Here is a 17,302-nt window from a genome sequence, read left to right on the forward strand (position 1 = left end):
TCAACTACGTGCTACTGAACTGTCATACGTTCTAAATCAAGCGCTAAGCCAAGCATAAAATTGACGTGGATAGCGCGTTTGCTTGGATCGCCATTTTTGCTTTCAACGATGTCGGTGCTGATGAATAAATATTCCTTGGTTTGCTGATCGCGCAGCGTGCGTACATAAGGCATGTAAAAAATCTGTTGGCGTAAGCCTTGTTCGCCATTGCTGTCATCGATGCGGATTTCTGTTCCTCGGAACGGCGCGATAAATTGTTGTGCTTCGTTACCGACATCGCGTTGATAAATGAGCTGATCTTCGTCGCCAAAAATGTTGTCGAGTTCATCTGCGCTGTAACCCAACTCGCTTAATTGATGCTTATAAATTGTGTAGCTAGGCTCACCCAAACCGGCGCCGTTGCTACCCATGTAAGCGGCTTGCTGTTCGCTGCTTTGAGGGATGAAGCGGGTAAGTCGGGCGCAATACATGACTTCGCTAATTGTTCCGACTTGATCTTGATAGAGCTGGACATAGACTTCGGCTTCATCGTCTTCGTCTCCGCGCCAAAAGTAGTAGCGCAGCAGTTGTCCATCAGCGTCGAATCGGACTCGACCAATGGAGCAAATTTGATTGGTGAGCTGATCCGGGATATCGACTATGGCACCGTTGCTGTTGGCACGGATAAACGGTGTTTGTTGCAAGCTGATCAGACCGCCGATGCGCGCACCGAGAGGTAAATTTTCGTCTGCCGAATGGTCGGTATTTGGCGCAATGCCTTGCTGCGCTAACATCGCTTTGCCGTAATTGATGGCATCTTTCCAGCTCATGATTTTTCCTGGTGAGTTTGTGGTTGAGGGAATTTTTTGGGTTTATAACGTGTAATTTCTTGGTCTTGCGGCTTGGCGCGTTTGCCTCCAGTGCGAGACGATCAAGCCCGTGACACCAGCGCCGATCACGACCCAAATCACAATGACTAACCACGATGTGCCGGATTGCTGCGCAGTGGCTGGCCCATTGGTTGTGGTTACGCTAGTAGTGTCATCGATTGCACCAATTTGGTTTTGAGCAGGGTTGCTGTTATTGACATACACGGTATTGTTGGAATGGCGTTCGCTCGCTTGGCCAAGCCAAAACCACATCCAGCCGCTACCCCATCCCGATGAACCGCGGTCATGCACGATGACGGTTTGGTTAATTACCGATGGTTGCGCTGCTCCGAATGGCGTTGCTGTACCTGCTGCGCCCATCGAACCTGATGCTGACGAATTTGGACGTTGCGGATGACTTGCATCGAAATTGTTTAAGGCATTTTTTTGTGCTTGCTGTTGTTCTAAATTTTTGGACAAGGCTGAACTCGATGTGTTGTTATTTACGTTGGCGGCTTTGCCCGATGAGCCGAATGTGCCAAAGCTATTTCCAGAAGTTGAAGTTGATCCCGCCCCCGTTTTTGCGCTGCCTGAATTAAAGCCACCGAATGAGCTGGAATGAGTGACGCTGCTATGTTTTGCGCCAGCAGTTCCGTGCGGCGTTGCTTGGGCAGATCCAAGGGCGCATACAAGCATGAGTGCGGCAAAAAACTGAGTTGCTTTTAACATGATGTGCTCGGCTGGTTGGTGTTGCGATTCAATGTGCAGCGGAGTGTGGCACAAGCAATTCGGCTTTTCTAAGGTAAAATTTTGCGCAAATTACCGAGATTTTTTTAACTATCTATTACAAGGATGTGGCGACATGAGCAGCCCTTCGACAATTTCAACGAATACTACTTCTCTAGCTGAGGGCACATTGGTGTCGCATTTGGGCATCAACATTATTTCGGTACAACGCGGCCAATCGCATTTGGAATTGCCAATCCAGCCTTTTCTATTAGCACCTAACGGCTATTTACACGCTGGATCAGTGATTTCTTTAGCGGATTCTGCGGCGGGTTTTGGATGCATGGCGAGTTTGCCCGAAGGCGCATCGGGTTTCACGACCATCGAGATTAAGTCGAATCATTTGGGCACCGCGCGGGATGGCGAATTAGTGTGTACCGCAACCGTTGTGCATGCCGGTAAATCGACCCAAGTGTGGGATGCGATCGTGAAGAATAAAGCGACCGATCAAACGATAGCGTTGTTCCGCTGTACGCAGATGATTTTGTATCCTAAGAAATAGGTAGTGATTTTTTTGGAATTTTTTCCCCCTTAAATACCAAGGTCCACGGCGAACACTCCAACGCAGTTGTAATTATGTTTGCCTAGCTTGGGTAGTGTCGTCATCTCATTCGCCGCAGCTATTTTCCGATGGTGCTGGTTTGATGTTGGGCTAATTCTCATTTGAATAAATCACTGGCCCTTGGTTGCCTGTCTGCCTCATCGCAGGCCCGCTAGGCGCAATCGAATGCAAGCTTTTGCTGCTCATTTCATTCGTCTGATATTTTGGATAACTAAAATTAATAAGTTATTCGTCATTTTCCGAAATTAGTTGGATTTTTTTTGTTTGCTTTTTACAAAATGCCCTAAATAGGGCATTCAGTTCTGCCGTTCTATATCCGATGATGTAGTCATGGACGCGCACCGAACATGCCGCCAAATTCACGCGAGCGTGTCAGCGTAAATCCTTTTTTCTGAAGTTTTTGCTATAAAAAGTGTAATACACCTATTGAAATGCAAAAGCGTGCACTACGATGTAAGTGATGCTAGTTGACGACGCAATTCTGGAATTATTCCGCCGGCGTTTTCTAGCAATTGAAAAGGCTACATAACAGAACAAGGTGAAGAAATTGCAAAAAAATTCATTAAACGATGCGTATATCAGGCCAGAGCAACTCTGCGTCGGCTTATACATCCATTTGGATTTGGGGTGGACTAAACATCCGTTTTCGTTTGCTAGTTTTAAAATCGAAAAGCCAGAGCAAATTTCCACAATTAAAGGTCTTGGTTTAAAGCGGATTCGCTATTCTCCAATTAAAAGTGATTGTGAACCGGCCAGTGATGTCCCCAGCGCCAACGACGATTCTCTAACATCCCCGAGCGACGCGCCAATGGCGCAAAAAACGCAGACCCAAGCGCCTGGGCAAACCGAGCCAGTTTCGGCAGCCCAAGCCAGTCTCGACGCGATTACTCATTCCGCTAGCGCGCCCGTCAATGAAGAAAAACGCGCGATGATGGAACGCATGAATAAGCAAGGCGAGAAAATTTTAGCCTGCGAACGGGAATTCCTAGCCGCTGCGCGGGCGTTGAAATCGATGTGGCAAAACATGTTCGCCGATCCGCTTGGTGTATCCGAGCAAGCCACTGAAATGGTGGATGGCATGGCAGAGTCGGCCATGATGGAAGCGGAGATTGCGATTCACTTAATGATCGATAGCAAAAACGGCAGCGATATGTATACCCATGCATTGAACGTCGCGATTTTGTCGATGATACTGGCCAAAGAAATGGGTTTCTCGATAGAAGAGATTAAGTTAATCGGCTTAGGCGCGGTGTTCCACGACGTGGGTTGCACGGACATTCCGCGTCGGATTAAAGAGAAAAACGAGCCGCTCACACCCGCAGAAGCCGAGATCATGCATCGTCACTGCAAAAACGGAATTGATATTTGTAATCGTCTGCAATTACCTTACGAAGCCTTGCTCATCGTTTGGCAGCATCACGAAAGAACCGACGGTTCGGGCTATCCTGCACGTCTGAGAGATAAACAAATTTCGCCTTTGGCCAGCATTGTTGCGGTGGCAGATGCGTTTGACGAAATCTGCAATCCGATCAATAAATCGTTGGCACATACCCCGCATGAAGCGCTTTCCCTAATCTACGCTCAGCAGCGCACAAAGTTTGACGCCAGAACCTTAACGGCCTTGGTGCATAGTCTTGGGGTTTATCCACCGGGCACGATAGTGTTGTTATCGAATGGTGTGATCGGCATGGTGGTGGCGGTAAATGCGAAGCGTCCTTTGAAGCCGACCGTGCTCATTTATGACGCCGATATTCCTAAGGATGAAGTGATGTTGATCGATTTGGATCAGGACGCGTCAGTTACCGTGACCAAGACCGTCGCGCCACATCAGTTGGCACCAGAGATTTTGGATTATTTGGCACCGGGCAAACGCGCCTCGTATTATTTCCGACCTGTGGAGACAGTCTAAGCTTAGCTGAATGGCTAAATTGCTTCGTATTTGCTAGTCCTCAAAAAGCATCGCTATAAAAAATAAGCCCGTCAAGATCTGACGGGCTTATTTTTTAACTTGCTACAACGTTGCTACTATTGCGCGTCTTCACGCACACAATCCACGTAGTAATTCTTCACGCCGTTTTCAACGCGCGTCACCAAGCCGTGTACGTCGGTATCAAAGCCAGGGAAGCGGTGGTTAAAGTCGCGCGCAAACTTCAAGTAATCCACGATGGTTTTGTTGAAACATTCGCCCGGAATCAACAGTGGAATACCCGGCGGATACGGCGTCAACAAGATCGCGGTGATGCGGCCTTCGAGTTCGTCGATAGAGACGCGCTCAATTTCACGGTGCGCCATTTTAGCGAACGCATCCGATGGCTTCATCGCTGGTTGCATGTCGGATAAATACATCTCGGTCGTCAATCGTGCTACGTCATGCGCTTGGTAAGTTTGATGGATTTGCTGGCACAAATCGCGCAAGCCGACGGTTTCATAGCGAGGATTATTCGCAACAAATTCCGGCAACACGCGCCACATCGGTTGGTTCTTATCGTAATCGTCTTTGAACTGCTGCAAGGCAGTCAGCAAGGTGTTCCAGCGGCCTTTGGTAATACCGATGGTAAACATGATGAAGAACGAATACAGGCCGCATTTTTCAATAATGACGCCGTGTTCGGCTAAGTATTTTGTGACGATGGAAGCGGGAATTCCGGTTTCACCGAATTGACCTTCGAGCGACAAGCCCGGCGTAATAATGGTCGCTTTGATCGGGTCGAGCATATTGAAGTTAGGCGCTAATTTACCAAAGCCGTGCCAATTGTCTTCAGCCCGAATAATCCAGTCTTCACGCGAGCCGATACCATCTTCGCATAAGGTGTCAGGCCCCCAAACTTGGAACCACCAATCTTGGCCCCATTCCTCGTCAATCTTGCGCATGGCGCGGCGGAAGTCTAGGGCTTCCAAAATCGATTCCTCGACCAGGGCTGTGCCGCCCGGCGCTTCCATCATGGCCGCAGCAATGTCGCAACTGGCGATAATTGAGTATTGTGGCGAAGTCGACGTGTGCATCAAATAGGCTTCATTGAAGCGATCACGATCGAGCTTATTGTTTTCGGATTCGCGCACCAAAATTTGCGATGCCTGCGACAAGCCGGCCAATAATTTGTGCGTTGATTGAGTTGAGAAAATCATCGACTCTTTTGCTCGTGGACGATTAGGCCCAATGGCGTGCATGTCTTCGTAGAACGAATGGAAAGTCGCGTGTGGCAACCATGCTTCGTCGAAATGCAGCGTATCAATTTTGCCGTCCAACATTTCTTTTAAGGTTTCCACGTTGTAGATTACGCCGTCATACGTCGATTGGGTGATCGTCAAAATACGTGGTTGTTTATTTTTAGCGGCGCGCGCAAATGGGTTGGCTTCGATTTTCTTTTGGATGTTTTCCATCGTGAATTCGGACAGGGGAATCGGCCCGATAATGCCAAGGTGATTGCGTGTCGGCATCAGGAACACGGGAATCGCGCCCGTCATGATGATGGAATGCAGAATCGATTTGTGGCAGTTGCGATCTACCACCACGATGTCGCCCGGAGCGACCGTTGAGTGCCACACCATTTTGTTGGAAGTGGATGTGCCGTTGGTCACAAAGTAGCAATGATCAGCGTTAAAAATCCGCGCCGCATTGCGCTCAGACGCAGCAACTGGGCCGGTGTGGTCAAGCAATTGACCGAGTTCTTCCACCGCATTACAAACGTCAGCGCGCAGCATGTTTTCGCCAAAAAATTGGTGGAACATTTGCCCGATGGGTGACTTTAAAAACGCCACGCCACCGGAATGCCCCGGGCAATGCCAGGAGTAGGAGCCGTCATTGGCGTAATGCACCAAGGCGCGGAAGAACGGTGGTGCTAGGCCATCCAAATACGATTTGGCTTCGCGAATGATATGGCGTGCGACGAATTCTGGCGTGTCTTCAAACATGTGAATGAAGCCGTGCAGTTCGCGCAAAATATCGTTAGGAATATGGCGTGAGGTGCGGGTTTCACCGTACAAATAAATCGGGATGTCGGAATTTTTATAACGAATTTCTTCGACGAAGGCGCGCAATGAAGTCAGCGCTAAATCGATTTCTTCGGGGCTGCCGCCGCCGAATTCTTCATCATCAATTGACAGAATGAACGCGGAGGCGCGCGATTGTTGTTGTGCAAATTGCGATAGGTCGCCATAGCTGGTCACACCTAATATTTCCATACCTTCTGCTTCCATGGCTTGCGCTAAGGCGCGAATGCCTAAACCGGAGGTGTTTTCTGAACGGAAGTCTTCATCAATGATGACGATAGGGAAGCGAAATTTCATATTTGTCTCCGAAAAGAGAGGTAAAACAGCGGAACAACTCAGAACTTAGCGGCCTAGGATAACTTGTGGAAATGAAAGGCGTATTAAATTTGCGTTGGTCTGGATTAAAAACAAAACTAAAACCTAAATGAAAGCGAACAACAAACACCGCGCCGTAAAAGCTTCAGGAGAAATCGAACTGGGTGTCGATTTCTCCTGACTTAATCTTTTGCCTACGTCAAACTCGGCAAGCGGCACTGACGTTCAGACTTAGAAGCGGTAATAGGCCGCGCCGTACAGTTGATGCAATGCTTTGTTGGATGCTAACGGACTATCGGCAGCGGCGCCCAACGGTTTCCAAACAGTGCCACCAGCAATCAATGACCAATCTTTATTCAAGGCATGATCCCAGCCAAACGACAGCTTCACTTTTTGCGAGCCTGCCGAGGCATTATAGACAGGGAAATGGTAGGCGCTAGCTTGTTCTGGTGTCACGCCGTAGTAACTTTGCATGTACCGTGCGTTAGCCCATGTCGAGCCCAAAATCAGGTAGTAGCGATCTTGATCGCTGAGTCGTTCAATGTAACGCAAACCGACATTAGCCAACGTGCCGTTGCGCTCATGTTGGCTGCCAGCGCCAGTCGATAAGGTTGATAAGAAGGTAAAGCGCTCAGTGATTAAGAAATTAAAAAACGCACCCGGTTCAACATCGGTCGGCGTGTTGCCAGGGCCGGTATCGCGGTTGGTTTTCGATTGTTCTTGGTATGCCAATAAACCAAGGCGCACGCCGTATTGCATTCTGACCGTATCAGAGAAGTTGTAGCCAAAGCCCGATACGGTGCTGAAGAACACACCGCTTTTCCACTGCAAATCCACTAATGGCAATGGCTTGATGTGTTGCTCACTTCCATCGACATATTTCGGTAAATCGATCACGCCTAAACCAACGGAGGCGGTTAAATCTTTTTGTAGATAGACGCTCGGGATGAGTTCAACAAAATCCGACGTTTGCGCTTGCGCTGCAAAGGAGGCGGTCGCCAAGAGCAACGCGAGCGGTAAAAGTGAGTTTTTCATAAATAACTAGGTAGTTAAAAAGTGAGTAGCGATAGTAATTTCAGACTAAAAACCAAACACATCCTGCCAACGCTACGCCAACGCCAGCAACGCCGTAGGAAGCAAATTGCAACCATTTTTTACGCGTCAATAAAGCGATAGCGGCCAAGGCGATGGCGACTTGCAGCGCTGTCATGGCTTGCGCCCAGCGGTGATGCTGATGCAAGACTTCGTCGGATTTTTCTTCCCATTCTTTGGAGGATTTATCGAGTTCTTCGGCTTTCTTTTTGATCTCTTCTTTTTCCGACTTGTAGCGCGCGATATCGGCTTGGTATTTAGCAGTATCAACACCTGGCAATACCAAGGCTAATTCGGCTAAGTTTTGTTTATTCGATTTAGCCTGATAAAAATTCCATTGATCGGACGCCTCGGTTTTAACGATGCCAGCCTTGTTTTTAAACATGCCTGCATCGTTTTGGGTCGAGCCAGCTTGAAATCCGAAGATCGCACCAGCGGTTGCCATGATGGCTGTCATCACCGCGATTCTGCTGGAAAAATTATCGCCGCCGTGCGCAGCATGTTCTAGTTCATGGTCGTGAGGGCCGTGTACTTCAAATTCTTCTGCCATATATCCTCCGAAAAAATTAATTAAGCGTGTTTTGTGTAGGTGACAAACGCGTAGCTAAAGGCGTTTGCTTCTGAATAATGTGTCTCGCGCTCGGTCTCTTGCCAGACTTGCGCGTCAATCGCTGGAAAGAAAGCGTCACAGGCCACATCTTGCTCGATTTCAGTGGTCAGCAATTGGCTGCAGAACGGCAACGCTTGCGCATAAATATCGGCTCCGCCAATCACAAATGCGGCTTGATCCCCAATAAGTTCTAGCGCCTGTTGGAGCGAATTAACGACTTCAACACCGGCTTGCTGCCACTGGGTATTGCGCGTTAAAACAATGTTGCGCCGGTTGGGAAGTGGGCGACCAATCGAGTCAAACGTTTTGCGTCCCATGATGATGGCGTGACCGGTGGTGATGCGTTTAAAACGCGCTAAATCTTCCGGCAAACGCCACGGCAACGTGTTGTTAATCCCAATGCCGCGTTTGGCATCAAAGGCCACGATAATAGTTAAGTCAGACATGTTCAAATGAGTTGGGCAAATCACACAGCAACAGGTGCTTTGATATGCGCGTGGGACTGATAATTGACGATTTCGAAATCATCAAACTGGTAGTCGAAAATTGAATCAGGCTTGCGCTTAATGACGAGCTGCGGTAAAGGCAGCGGCTCGCGTGACAATTGCAAATTGACCTGTTCGAGGTGGTTGGAATACAAATGGCAGTCGCCGCCGCTCCAGATGAAATCACCGACTTCTAATCCAGCTTGCTGCGCCATCATGTGGGTCAACAATGCGTAGGACGCGATATTAAACGGCACACCCAAAAAGATGTCGGCGCTGCGCTGGTACAGTTGGCACGACAGTTTGCCATCGGCCACATAGAATTGGAAAAACGCATGACAGGGCGGTAATTTCATGTTCGGGATGTCAGCCACATTCCAGGCCGAGACGATCATGCGACGCGAATCTGGCGTGTGCTTGATTTGTTCCATCACTTGGCTGATTTGATCAATGTGTTGGCCAGAAGGCGTTGGCCAGCTGCGCCATTGGTAGCCGTAAATGGGTCCCAAATTGCCGTTTTCATCCGCCCAATCATCCCAGATCGAGACGCCGTTTTCTTTTAAATACGCGATGTTGGTCGAGCCGTTGAGGAACCAAATCAATTCGTGAATGATGGATTTGAGATGCAGTTTTTTGGTGGTAACTAACGGAAATCCCTTGGATAAATCAAAGCGCATTTGATGACCAAATACCGAGCGAGTGCCGGTGCCGGTACGGTCGGTTTTTTCGGTGCCGTGTTCTTGCACGTGGCGCATTAAATCAAGATATTGTTGCATGGGCTGACGATTTCACAAGTGGACATTTGTTGGTTGGCGGCGCACCTTACAGCGCGCCTCGTTTGCAAGCTTAGGGTTAAATTTAACGGTGCAATCTCCTATGAGCCGCCGATACATTTAAGCATGCGCGATTGTACAGCATCAGTTTGGGCTTTTGATAGGGGAAGGGCTGGTGGGGTATCCTTTTTGCATCGCTAAAAATAGCAAAATAATCACGATTGAGGATTAAGGTTTGCCGTAGCGCTGCCAACCAAGGATGGGCTACTCCTTATGACATGATTTTTTGGTAAGTGTAGAAGGCAGAAAGTGCAGGCTAGGTCATGAAATCAAGGTCGGATTGGTTCGTGACTTCTTCCATGTTCGGGGTAATCATCGGAATAGTAATTGTGAAACAGCAGCCTTTGTCCGGTTCGCTAACGGCTTGGATTTCACCGCCTAATACGTTGGTGACAATGTTGTAAGTAATACTGAGCCCCAAGCCGCTGCCGCCGCGCCCAAATCGGGTAGTGAAGAATGGCTCATAGATGCGATGCAAGATTTCAGGCGGAATTCCAACTCCATCGTCGGTAAAACTAATGGCGACTTTATCGCCTTCGACTTTGGCGGCCAGCCGCATATTGCCGTAATCGCGGCCATTAAAACCGTGTGCCACCGAGTTATTAATGAGGTTGGTAAAAATCTGACCGATCGGTCCCGGGAAGCTGTCCATCTGGATATCGCTGGGAATGTCGAGCACCAAAATATACGGTGTTTTTGAAATACCGGGCATGAGTAGAGAAGTCAGCTCAAACAGCATCGTATGCAGGTTAAATTGGCGGCGCTGCACGTTGGATTGATCGACCGCGACTTGTTTAAAGTCGCCCACTAAATGAGCCGCTTGGTGCAAGCCGCGCAGTAACAAGGCGCTTGATTCGGCTGAGCAGGTAATTAATTGCTCCAACTCCGAACGTCGCACCGTCCCGCGCAGGAACGATTCTTGAAACTTTTGCACTTCTTCTTCAAGCGTACTGGCGACTAACAGGCAATTACCGATCGGTGTGTTTAGTTCGTGCGCGACACCGGCCACCATGGACCCCAAGGACGCCATACGCTCGATGCGGGCCAGTTCTTGATGCGCTTGATTAATGTTACGCAGCGCCGCTTCCAATTCCGAGGTACGCAATTGGACTTTGTGTTCTAGCGTGTTGGAGTAGTCGGTGAGTTGGTTATTTTTAATCGCCAATTCAGAAAAAATCTGCGCCAGCGCTTGGCGCGTGGCTTCCATACTTTGTGCTAAATGTCCGATTTCATCGCTGCGATCTAAGGTGATCGGGTACGTTAATTGGCCATTGGCGAGTCGTTCTGAGTGTTTAACCAGCCCTTTGATTGGCTCCACTAGTCGGCGCTGCAAAACCAACAAAATCAACATAATGGCGATTACCAGCGAAATCACGGCGGTAATGGAGTAACTGATTAAGGCGGTGCGTTCCTCTGCGATCAATATGTCGTCGGCCATGGTCAGCTCGACATCCCCGATCACTTTGTCGTCATGCAAAATGCTGCGTGAAACTACCGTAAACGGGCCTTTAAGCGTCGCCTTGCGATCGGCCAATTTGATGAACTGTTTATGATCGGGAAAACTGAATACTTCAATCGAGGCAATCCGCGGATCGGAATACACCACGTTGCTAGAAACACGCGCAATATCGGGCGTGATTTGCCATAGCGGTTCGCTTTGGATGACGGCCAAAATATTTGCCAAGCGCAGGTGATCTTGATTTTGGCGCTCGCGTGCGCTGGTTTCAATCGAGTTGGTATTTAACGGAATGAGGATCGCAGCCGATCCCATTAATCCAAAAAACACCGCCAAAATAATCGCTGAGCGCAGCGATATGCCGCCAATGTAGGCTAGCAAGCGGTGATAAACACGAGGCAATGTTTTAGTCAACATCAGGCAAGTTGTGAAGAGTTGGCTTACTGGGTTAGATGCACTTCTGTCTAAGCACGTGTTGCTTTTGCGCCAGCTTGTCTAGAGACAAGATTGCTGTTAGGAATTTATATAGTAAACCGCTTTATTCAGTTTTACTAGGTTGATGTAATTGAAATTTAACAAATAAAAATTCCTCTGAACCAGTGTTGCACTGGATCAGTAAATTTTGGTGCGGGGGAATGGTGAAAAAGATAATGCAAAGCCAGCGGCAAAGCAGAACAATAAATCCGCTTTGCCGCTGCTTGGTTGACATCAGCCGCAGGAGCCGATCGCTGAACACGCGGTGCAGAAATCGCAGCCATCGCGCTTAACGACGGCATACATATGGCATTCCGGGCATTTTTTATTGGTTTTGGTGAAGGTCGCTTTCTTGGCGTCTTTGCCGCTCTTGGTTGCCACCAGTTTTTCGCTAGGTGCGTCGAACACCCCCATTTGCTCAACCGGATAACCTTCTTCGGTCAAAATCCCCAGTAACTTATAGCGATGTAACAGCAGGGTCGCGATATAGGCCACTGTGGATGGATACGATTGTTGTTTTTCCGAGCCGGGCACTTTGGCTAAGAAATCACCACGATGCTCACTAAAGGTCAGCAGTTTGCGCAGCTTCATGCCTATCCAAGCCGGATCGATCACGCGCATGTCCATCGACAATAACTTGGTTAAGCCGTCCATCACTTTTGGATAGTCGCCCGCCAACCAGACTGAATAAGGTTGCAGTCGCCCATTGGGTAAGCGGCATTCTTTGACGATCATTAGCAAATCGTCGCCGGTGGCGGGATTTTTGATATCGACTGACCAACTCATTGTGCCGTCGGTGCCGGATTTCGGTTCTTTGCGTGAAAACAGCGCAGCGATCATGGGACTTGGTTCGTCGGTGTCGTACACGCCTAAATCTTCCAAGCGCCGTTGGATGATCTTGGCTAATCCCGCCACCAAACTCGGTGCGTAAATCGTGTGCTCGCCCAATTGCAATTCAAAGCCATCGTCGCCATTGGTTTTTGCTAACGATTCGAGTTTCATCTTCAACCATTGCGGATCACCGGTACGCATGTCCATCGACAACGTTTTGGCAATCGCACCCAAGACACGCGGTTGTTCGTTGCCGTTCACCCAAACTTCAAATGGATGCACGCTGCCGGTCTCGACTTGGCCAATCACGATAGAGAAATCGCCTTTGTGATGCTCCACCAGATAAGTCCAACTTGGATTGCCGTTTGGAATACGCGGACGACCGGGCCAACGCAAACTCGCTAACGCGGGTTGCGGCACTTCTTTCAAGCTAATGCGGCGATCTGGGTCGTTGGCTTCCAAATCATTAGGCGCTAAATTGACTTCAACTTTAGGCTCGACCGACAACACTGAACCAAGCACCGAATTGGGACGGAAAGTGGCGATGCCTTTGAGACCGGCACGCCAAGCGCTGGTGTATAAATCTTGGAAATCGTTGAACGGGTAATCGGCTGGCACGTTGACCGTTTTGGAAATCGCGGTATCAATAAAAGGCGCGACTACGGCGCACATTTGCATGTGATCTTGCGCAGAAATATCTAAGGCGCTGACAAAATAGTCAGGCAATTTGGCGAAATCGGTGACTTCGCCATGTAAATCTTCATACACGCGCAAAGCATGGTCGACTACGCGGATCGTTTTTTCAGTGCCATCTTTTTCGCGCTTGCGCCGATTATACGACCACGAAAAAGGTGGCTCGATGCCGTTCGATGCATTGTCAGCAAACGCCATGCTAATCGTGCCGGTGGGGGCGATGGACAGCAAATGGCTGTTGCGAATTCCGTATTGGCGAATGTCGGCTTTGATGTCGTCCGGCAGACGTGAGGCAAAGCGCGGTGCGGCCAAATATTGATCTGCATCGAATAGCGGGAATGCGCCGTACTTTTTCGCCAGATCAATCGAAGCGCGATAAGCATTGTTGCGCATTTCTTCTGAAATCTTTGCCGCCATTGCGCGACCTTCATCGCTGTTATAGCGCAAGCCCAGCATAATTAGCGTGTCGCCCAGTCCGGTATAACCAAGGCCAATGCGTCGCTTCTGCTGCGCTTCGTGCTGCTGCTCAGGCAGCGGCCACAACGTGGTGTCTAACACGCGATCTAAAATATGTACTGCGCCGCGCACCACTTTAGCGAACTTGTTCCAGTCAAAACTAGCATGCGCGGTAAAGGGATTAAGCACAAAACGCGGCAAAATAGTCGAGCCCAAATCGCAGCAACCGTAAGCGGGTAAAGGCTGTTCGCCGCAAGGATTGGTCGATTCAATAATCTCGCAATAGGACAAATTATTATCGCGATTAATCTTGTCGATAAACAGCACACCAGGCTCGGCATGATCGTAGGTGGAGGCCATAATCTGGTTCCACAAATAACGCGCCTTGACCTTGTGATACACCCACAATCCATCGGCCCGTAAATAAGCCTCTTTGAAGGTCGCGTCGGGCTGGGCTTTGTGAACCAACTCCCAGTCAGAATCGCTCTCAACGGCGCGCATAAAATCGTCGGTTACCGCCACGCTAATATTGAAGTTGCGTAGCTTGGTAAAGCCTTGGCGCATTTTGTCGGCAAAGCTGTAATTGTTGACCATCAGTTCTTGCAGCAATTTTTTGGTCTGATCATCGACTGGCAATTCGCCCACTTGCAAGCCATCTTTGGCGTGAATAAATGCTTCCACATCCGGATGATCAATTCGTAAGACGCCCATTTGCGCGCCGCGCCGCGAGCCGGCAGATTCCACGGTCGAGCAAGATTGATCGAACACATACATATACGAGAGCGGGCCGCTGGCGATCGATTGCGTTCCATTGACCATCGCACCTTTAGGACGAATGCGTGAAAAATCATAGCCCACGCCGCCGCCGCGCCGCATCGTTTCGGCGGCTTGTTTTAAGGCGTCATAAATGCCGGGAGCGTGCGGATCATCGCTAGAAATGCAGTCGTTGACTTCTTGCACAAAACAATTGATTAAGGTTGCGGCAATGTCGGTTCCACCGGCTGACATAATGCGCCCGCCGCCGACAAAGCCGGTTTGAAAAGTGTCCAAAAATTCGACTTGCTGTTGCTGGTCTTGCCCCAATCCTTTTGCTACGCGCTGCAACACATCAAACTGCGTGGTTTCGCTTCCTTTGCAATATTTTTCTTGCAGAATGATGGTGGTGATTTCTTGTTGGGATGGATTTTTATTGGGAATAAATCCGTCTTTGGTCGTATTCATTTTGTTCCTTAGTTGGAGATGAATAGGTAACTTTGCCGCAGGTTTTTTTAATGCGCGAAGAATGCGTGCAAATGAAGATAATACGCCTCAATGTTTGAAATAAATTGGGCTAGATCAAATTTTTCTGGTACGAAAACGGTGCGCGTTGTAGCGAAATACTGCGGGACAGAAGTGATCGATAAAAGAGTAATAAATTTACTAATTTATTCGGTTAAATCGGTAAGGATTTGATAAGACGAAAAGAGTTTTTTTGATGCTGAATTAACACGGTGTTAACTCAGCAAGGCAGGCATGACGGGCAGAACTAACAATTAATGATTTTCACGAGCGTGGTTAATTGTGTATTTTGGAATTTCAATCACTATCGGTTGGCTGCTGATGCGGACTTGGCAGGATAAGCGTGAAGTCGCTTCTAAGCCCCAAGCAGCATCGAGCAAATCTTCCTCATTTTCTGTTGAATCGTTCAAGGAATTAAAGCCTTCGCGCACAATCACGTGGCAGGTCGTGCAGGCGCAAGACATTTCGCAGGCATGTTCAATCGCGATATTGTTATCGACTAATACTTCGCATAGGGAAGCGCCTTCTTCGGCTTCTAATACAGCGCCTTCGGGGCAAAGTTGTTGATGCGGCAGGACGGTAATTTTAGACATGATGGCTCTTTAATTCTGACTTGGGTTCGGGGTTACATTGGCGCTCAAATTTGATCGAGATTCTTACCAGTTAACGCGGTACGCACACTCTTATCCATGCGGCGTGCGGCGAATTCTTCGGTGCCTTTGGACAGTGCTTGAATCGCTGCTTCTATCGCTTGGCGATCGTCGCCTTGGGCGATATTTTTTAAGGTGCTAATCAAGCTTAATAAAACACTGTGCTCTTGTTCACTGAGCAGATTTTTATCGCTACTAATGGCTGATTCGGTCGCCAAAATAATGCGTTCGGCTTCGACTTGCTGCTCTTTTAAAGCGCGCAATTGCATATCCACATCGGCGGTGGCATTGGACTCCTGCAACATGCGGGTAATGTCTTCATCGGCTAGACCATACGAAGGTTTAACGGTGATTGATGCCTCTACATTAGAGCGTAACTCACGCGCTGAAACTGACAGCAATCCGTCCGCATCAACTTGATAGGTAATCCGAATTCGCGCCGCGCCAGCGGCCATCGGCGGAATGCCGCGTAACTCGAAGCGCGCCAAGGAACGGCAAGCGCTGACTAATTCGCGTTCACCTTGTACAACATGAATCGCCAACGCAGTTTGGCCGTCTTTAAACGTGGTGAATTCTTGTGCGCGAGCGCAGGGAATAGTCGAATTACGGGGAATAACTTTTTCGGCTAAACCGCCCATAGTCTCGATTCCGAGCGACAGCGGAATCACATCAAGCAATAACCAATCGTCGCCCGAAGCGCGATTACCCGCTAATAGATTAGCCTGAATTGCCGCGCCCAAGGCCACGACTTTATCTGGATCAAGATTGGATAACGGTGTCGTTTGGAAAAACGCGCCAACGGCTTTGCGTATCTGCGGCATGCGCGTAGCACCACCGACTAAGACAACACCATCGACATCTTCAATTTGCAAACCTGCGTCGCGCAATGCTTTTTTGCACGGCTGTATCGTTTTCTGCACCAAGTGCTGAGTGATTTCGGCAAATGTTTCCGCGCTAATGGCTAAATGCACGCGCTCGCCCGAACCGAGCGCGACATCGATATGGGTCTCGCCTTTGGTGGACAGCAGTTCTTTGGCTTCGCGCGCTTTGACCATCAAGATGCGCGTATCGGCATCCGACAAGGGTGCTAACTTCGCTTGCTCGCTAATCCAGCACAACAAACGGTGATCAAAATCGTCGCCACCCAAAGCAGAATCGCCGCCAGTGGATAAGACTTCAAAGACGCCTTTGCTCATTTTTAAAATGGACACGTCAAACGTGCCACCACCCAAGTCATAGACGGCGTAAATACCTTCGGAGCCATTATCCAAACCGTACGCGATGGCTGCTGCAGTGGGCTCGTTCAATAAGCGCAGTACATTTAAGCCAGCTAGTTTGGCCGCATCCTTGGTTGCCTGACGTTGCGCATCGTCGAAGTAAGCCGGCACAGTAATGACCGCGCCGACCAATTCATCGCCAAGAGAATCTTCGGCGCGTTGGCGTAGGGTGGCTAAAATTTGTGCCGAGGTTTCTACCGGACTTTTGACTCCGGCCACGGTTTGGATTTGCACCATGCCGGGCGTGTCTAAAAAGTCATAAGGCAGATTTTCGGCGTAAGCGATATCTTTTAATCCCCGTCCCATGAAGCGTTTGACCGACAAAATCGTATTCTTAGGATCGGTTGTCTGGGCAGCTTGTGCTTTGTAACCAATATGCGCATGACCGTTAGGTAAATAGCGCACGATGGAAGGGAGCAGCGCGCGGCCTTCGTCGTCGCTTAAAATTTCAGGAACGCTATTACGCACAGTAGCAACCAGCGAATTCGTTGTGCCCAAGTCGATGCCAACAGCCAAGCGATGTTGGTGCGGCGCGGTGGACATGCCAGGTTCTGAAATTTGAAGTAGTGCCATGTGGTTTCTTTAATTATTTGAGTTTTATGTCGATTCGACGCTGGATTGAATAAATCGGGTGAGTTTGAACGTTGGTCCAGTCAGCGCATTTGA

General features: G+C 49.1%; 13 protein-coding genes. 2 read left to right on the forward strand and 11 right to left on the reverse strand.

Annotated elements, in window-relative coordinates; genetic code table 11:
* Nucleotides 1-11: 11 nt before the first annotated feature.
* Nucleotides 12-809, reverse strand: a complete 798-nt coding sequence (locus E2I14_RS01210) for a DUF2491 family protein (RefSeq protein ID WP_133324623.1) — start codon at nucleotides 807-809, stop codon at nucleotides 12-14.
* A 42-nt stretch (nucleotides 810-851) separates the two neighbouring features.
* The gene (locus tag E2I14_RS01215; RefSeq protein WP_133324625.1) at nucleotides 852-1,577 is read right to left on the reverse strand and encodes a hypothetical protein; all 726 of its coding nucleotides are present in this window, start codon (nucleotides 1,575-1,577) and stop codon (nucleotides 852-854) included.
* 133 nt (nucleotides 1,578-1,710) lie between these two features.
* Here E2I14_RS01215 and E2I14_RS01220 point away from each other — a divergent pair, with 133 nt between their 5' ends.
* Entirely contained in the window at nucleotides 1,711-2,136 is a 426-nt protein-coding gene (locus tag E2I14_RS01220; RefSeq protein WP_133324627.1) for a PaaI family thioesterase, read from the forward strand.
* A gap of 607 nt (nucleotides 2,137-2,743) precedes the next feature.
* Nucleotides 2,744-4,105, forward strand: a complete 1,362-nt coding sequence (locus tag E2I14_RS01225; protein WP_165967716.1) for an HD-GYP domain-containing protein — start codon at nucleotides 2,744-2,746, stop codon at nucleotides 4,103-4,105.
* A gap of 116 nt (nucleotides 4,106-4,221) precedes the next feature.
* Here the strand turns inward: E2I14_RS01225 and E2I14_RS01230 are convergent, their stop codons facing one another.
* From E2I14_RS01230 to hscA, 9 genes are all read right to left on the reverse strand, one after another.
* Nucleotides 4,222-6,483 (reverse strand): arginine/lysine/ornithine decarboxylase, encoded by a 2,262-nt coding sequence (locus tag E2I14_RS01230; protein ID WP_133324631.1) that lies wholly within the window; start codon nucleotides 6,481-6,483, stop codon nucleotides 4,222-4,224.
* A 249-nt stretch (nucleotides 6,484-6,732) separates the two neighbouring features.
* Complete coding sequence (locus E2I14_RS01235) at nucleotides 6,733-7,536, reverse strand: MipA/OmpV family protein (protein WP_133324633.1); 804 nt, start codon at nucleotides 7,534-7,536, stop codon at nucleotides 6,733-6,735.
* A 40-nt stretch (nucleotides 7,537-7,576) separates the two neighbouring features.
* On the reverse strand, nucleotides 7,577-8,143 hold the full coding sequence (locus tag E2I14_RS01240) for a DUF4337 domain-containing protein (protein ID WP_133324635.1): 567 nt from the start codon (nucleotides 8,141-8,143) through the stop codon (nucleotides 7,577-7,579).
* Between the two features lie 20 nt (nucleotides 8,144-8,163).
* The gene (locus E2I14_RS01245; RefSeq protein WP_133324637.1) at nucleotides 8,164-8,649 is read right to left on the reverse strand and encodes a dihydrofolate reductase; all 486 of its coding nucleotides are present in this window, start codon (nucleotides 8,647-8,649) and stop codon (nucleotides 8,164-8,166) included.
* 20 nt (nucleotides 8,650-8,669) lie between these two features.
* Entirely contained in the window at nucleotides 8,670-9,464 is a 795-nt protein-coding gene (locus E2I14_RS01250) for a thymidylate synthase (RefSeq protein WP_133324639.1), read from the reverse strand.
* Nucleotides 9,465-9,777: 313 nt separating this feature from the next.
* Nucleotides 9,778-11,394 carry a sensor histidine kinase gene (locus tag E2I14_RS01255; protein ID WP_133324641.1) on the reverse strand — a complete coding sequence of 539 codons (1,617 nt, stop codon included), beginning with the start codon at nucleotides 11,392-11,394 and terminating at the stop codon, nucleotides 9,778-9,780.
* Between the two features lie 291 nt (nucleotides 11,395-11,685).
* Nucleotides 11,686-14,652, reverse strand: a complete 2,967-nt coding sequence (locus E2I14_RS01260; protein ID WP_133324643.1) for an adenosylcobalamin-dependent ribonucleoside-diphosphate reductase — start codon at nucleotides 14,650-14,652, stop codon at nucleotides 11,686-11,688.
* Between the two features lie 311 nt (nucleotides 14,653-14,963).
* Nucleotides 14,964-15,302: an ISC system 2Fe-2S type ferredoxin gene (gene fdx, locus E2I14_RS01265; RefSeq protein ID WP_133324645.1), complete on the reverse strand. Its 339-nt coding sequence runs from the start codon at nucleotides 15,300-15,302 to the stop codon at nucleotides 14,964-14,966.
* Between the two features lie 44 nt (nucleotides 15,303-15,346).
* Nucleotides 15,347-17,209, reverse strand: coding sequence for a Fe-S protein assembly chaperone HscA (gene hscA, locus E2I14_RS01270; RefSeq protein ID WP_133324647.1), 1,863 nt, complete (start codon nucleotides 17,207-17,209; stop codon nucleotides 15,347-15,349).
* Between the last annotated feature and the right edge of the window lie 93 nt (nucleotides 17,210-17,302).

This window comes from Sapientia aquatica, from assembly GCF_004358105.1.
In the GTDB taxonomy this organism is placed as follows: Bacteria; Pseudomonadota; Gammaproteobacteria; order Burkholderiales; family Burkholderiaceae_D; genus Solimicrobium; species Solimicrobium aquaticum.

Bases quoted from the DNA above. Each gene is read 5' to 3' on its own strand.
- E2I14_RS01210 (WP_133324623.1), bottom strand. From the start codon at position 809: ATGAGCTGGAAAGATGCCATCAATTACGGCAAAGCGATGTTAGCGCAG.
- E2I14_RS01215 (WP_133324625.1), bottom strand. From the start codon at position 1,577: ATGTTAAAAGCAACTCAGTTTTTTGCCGCACTCATGCTTGTATGCGCC.
- E2I14_RS01220 (WP_133324627.1), top strand. From the start codon at position 1,711: ATGAGCAGCCCTTCGACAATTTCAACGAATACTACTTCTCTAGCTGAG.
- E2I14_RS01230 (WP_133324631.1), bottom strand. From the start codon at position 6,483: ATGAAATTTCGCTTCCCTATCGTCATCATTGATGAAGACTTCCGTTCA.
- E2I14_RS01235 (WP_133324633.1), bottom strand. From the start codon at position 7,536: ATGAAAAACTCACTTTTACCGCTCGCGTTGCTCTTGGCGACCGCCTCC.
- E2I14_RS01240 (WP_133324635.1), bottom strand. From the start codon at position 8,143: ATGGCAGAAGAATTTGAAGTACACGGCCCTCACGACCATGAACTAGAA.
- E2I14_RS01245 (WP_133324637.1), bottom strand. From the start codon at position 8,649: ATGTCTGACTTAACTATTATCGTGGCCTTTGATGCCAAACGCGGCATT.
- E2I14_RS01250 (WP_133324639.1), bottom strand. From the start codon at position 9,464: ATGCAACAATATCTTGATTTAATGCGCCACGTGCAAGAACACGGCACC.
- E2I14_RS01255 (WP_133324641.1), bottom strand. From the start codon at position 11,394: ATGTTGACTAAAACATTGCCTCGTGTTTATCACCGCTTGCTAGCCTAC.
- E2I14_RS01260 (WP_133324643.1), bottom strand. From the start codon at position 14,652: ATGAATACGACCAAAGACGGATTTATTCCCAATAAAAATCCATCCCAA.
- fdx (WP_133324645.1), bottom strand. From the start codon at position 15,302: ATGTCTAAAATTACCGTCCTGCCGCATCAACAACTTTGCCCCGAAGGC.
- hscA (WP_133324647.1), bottom strand. From the start codon at position 17,209: ATGGCACTACTTCAAATTTCAGAACCTGGCATGTCCACCGCGCCGCAC.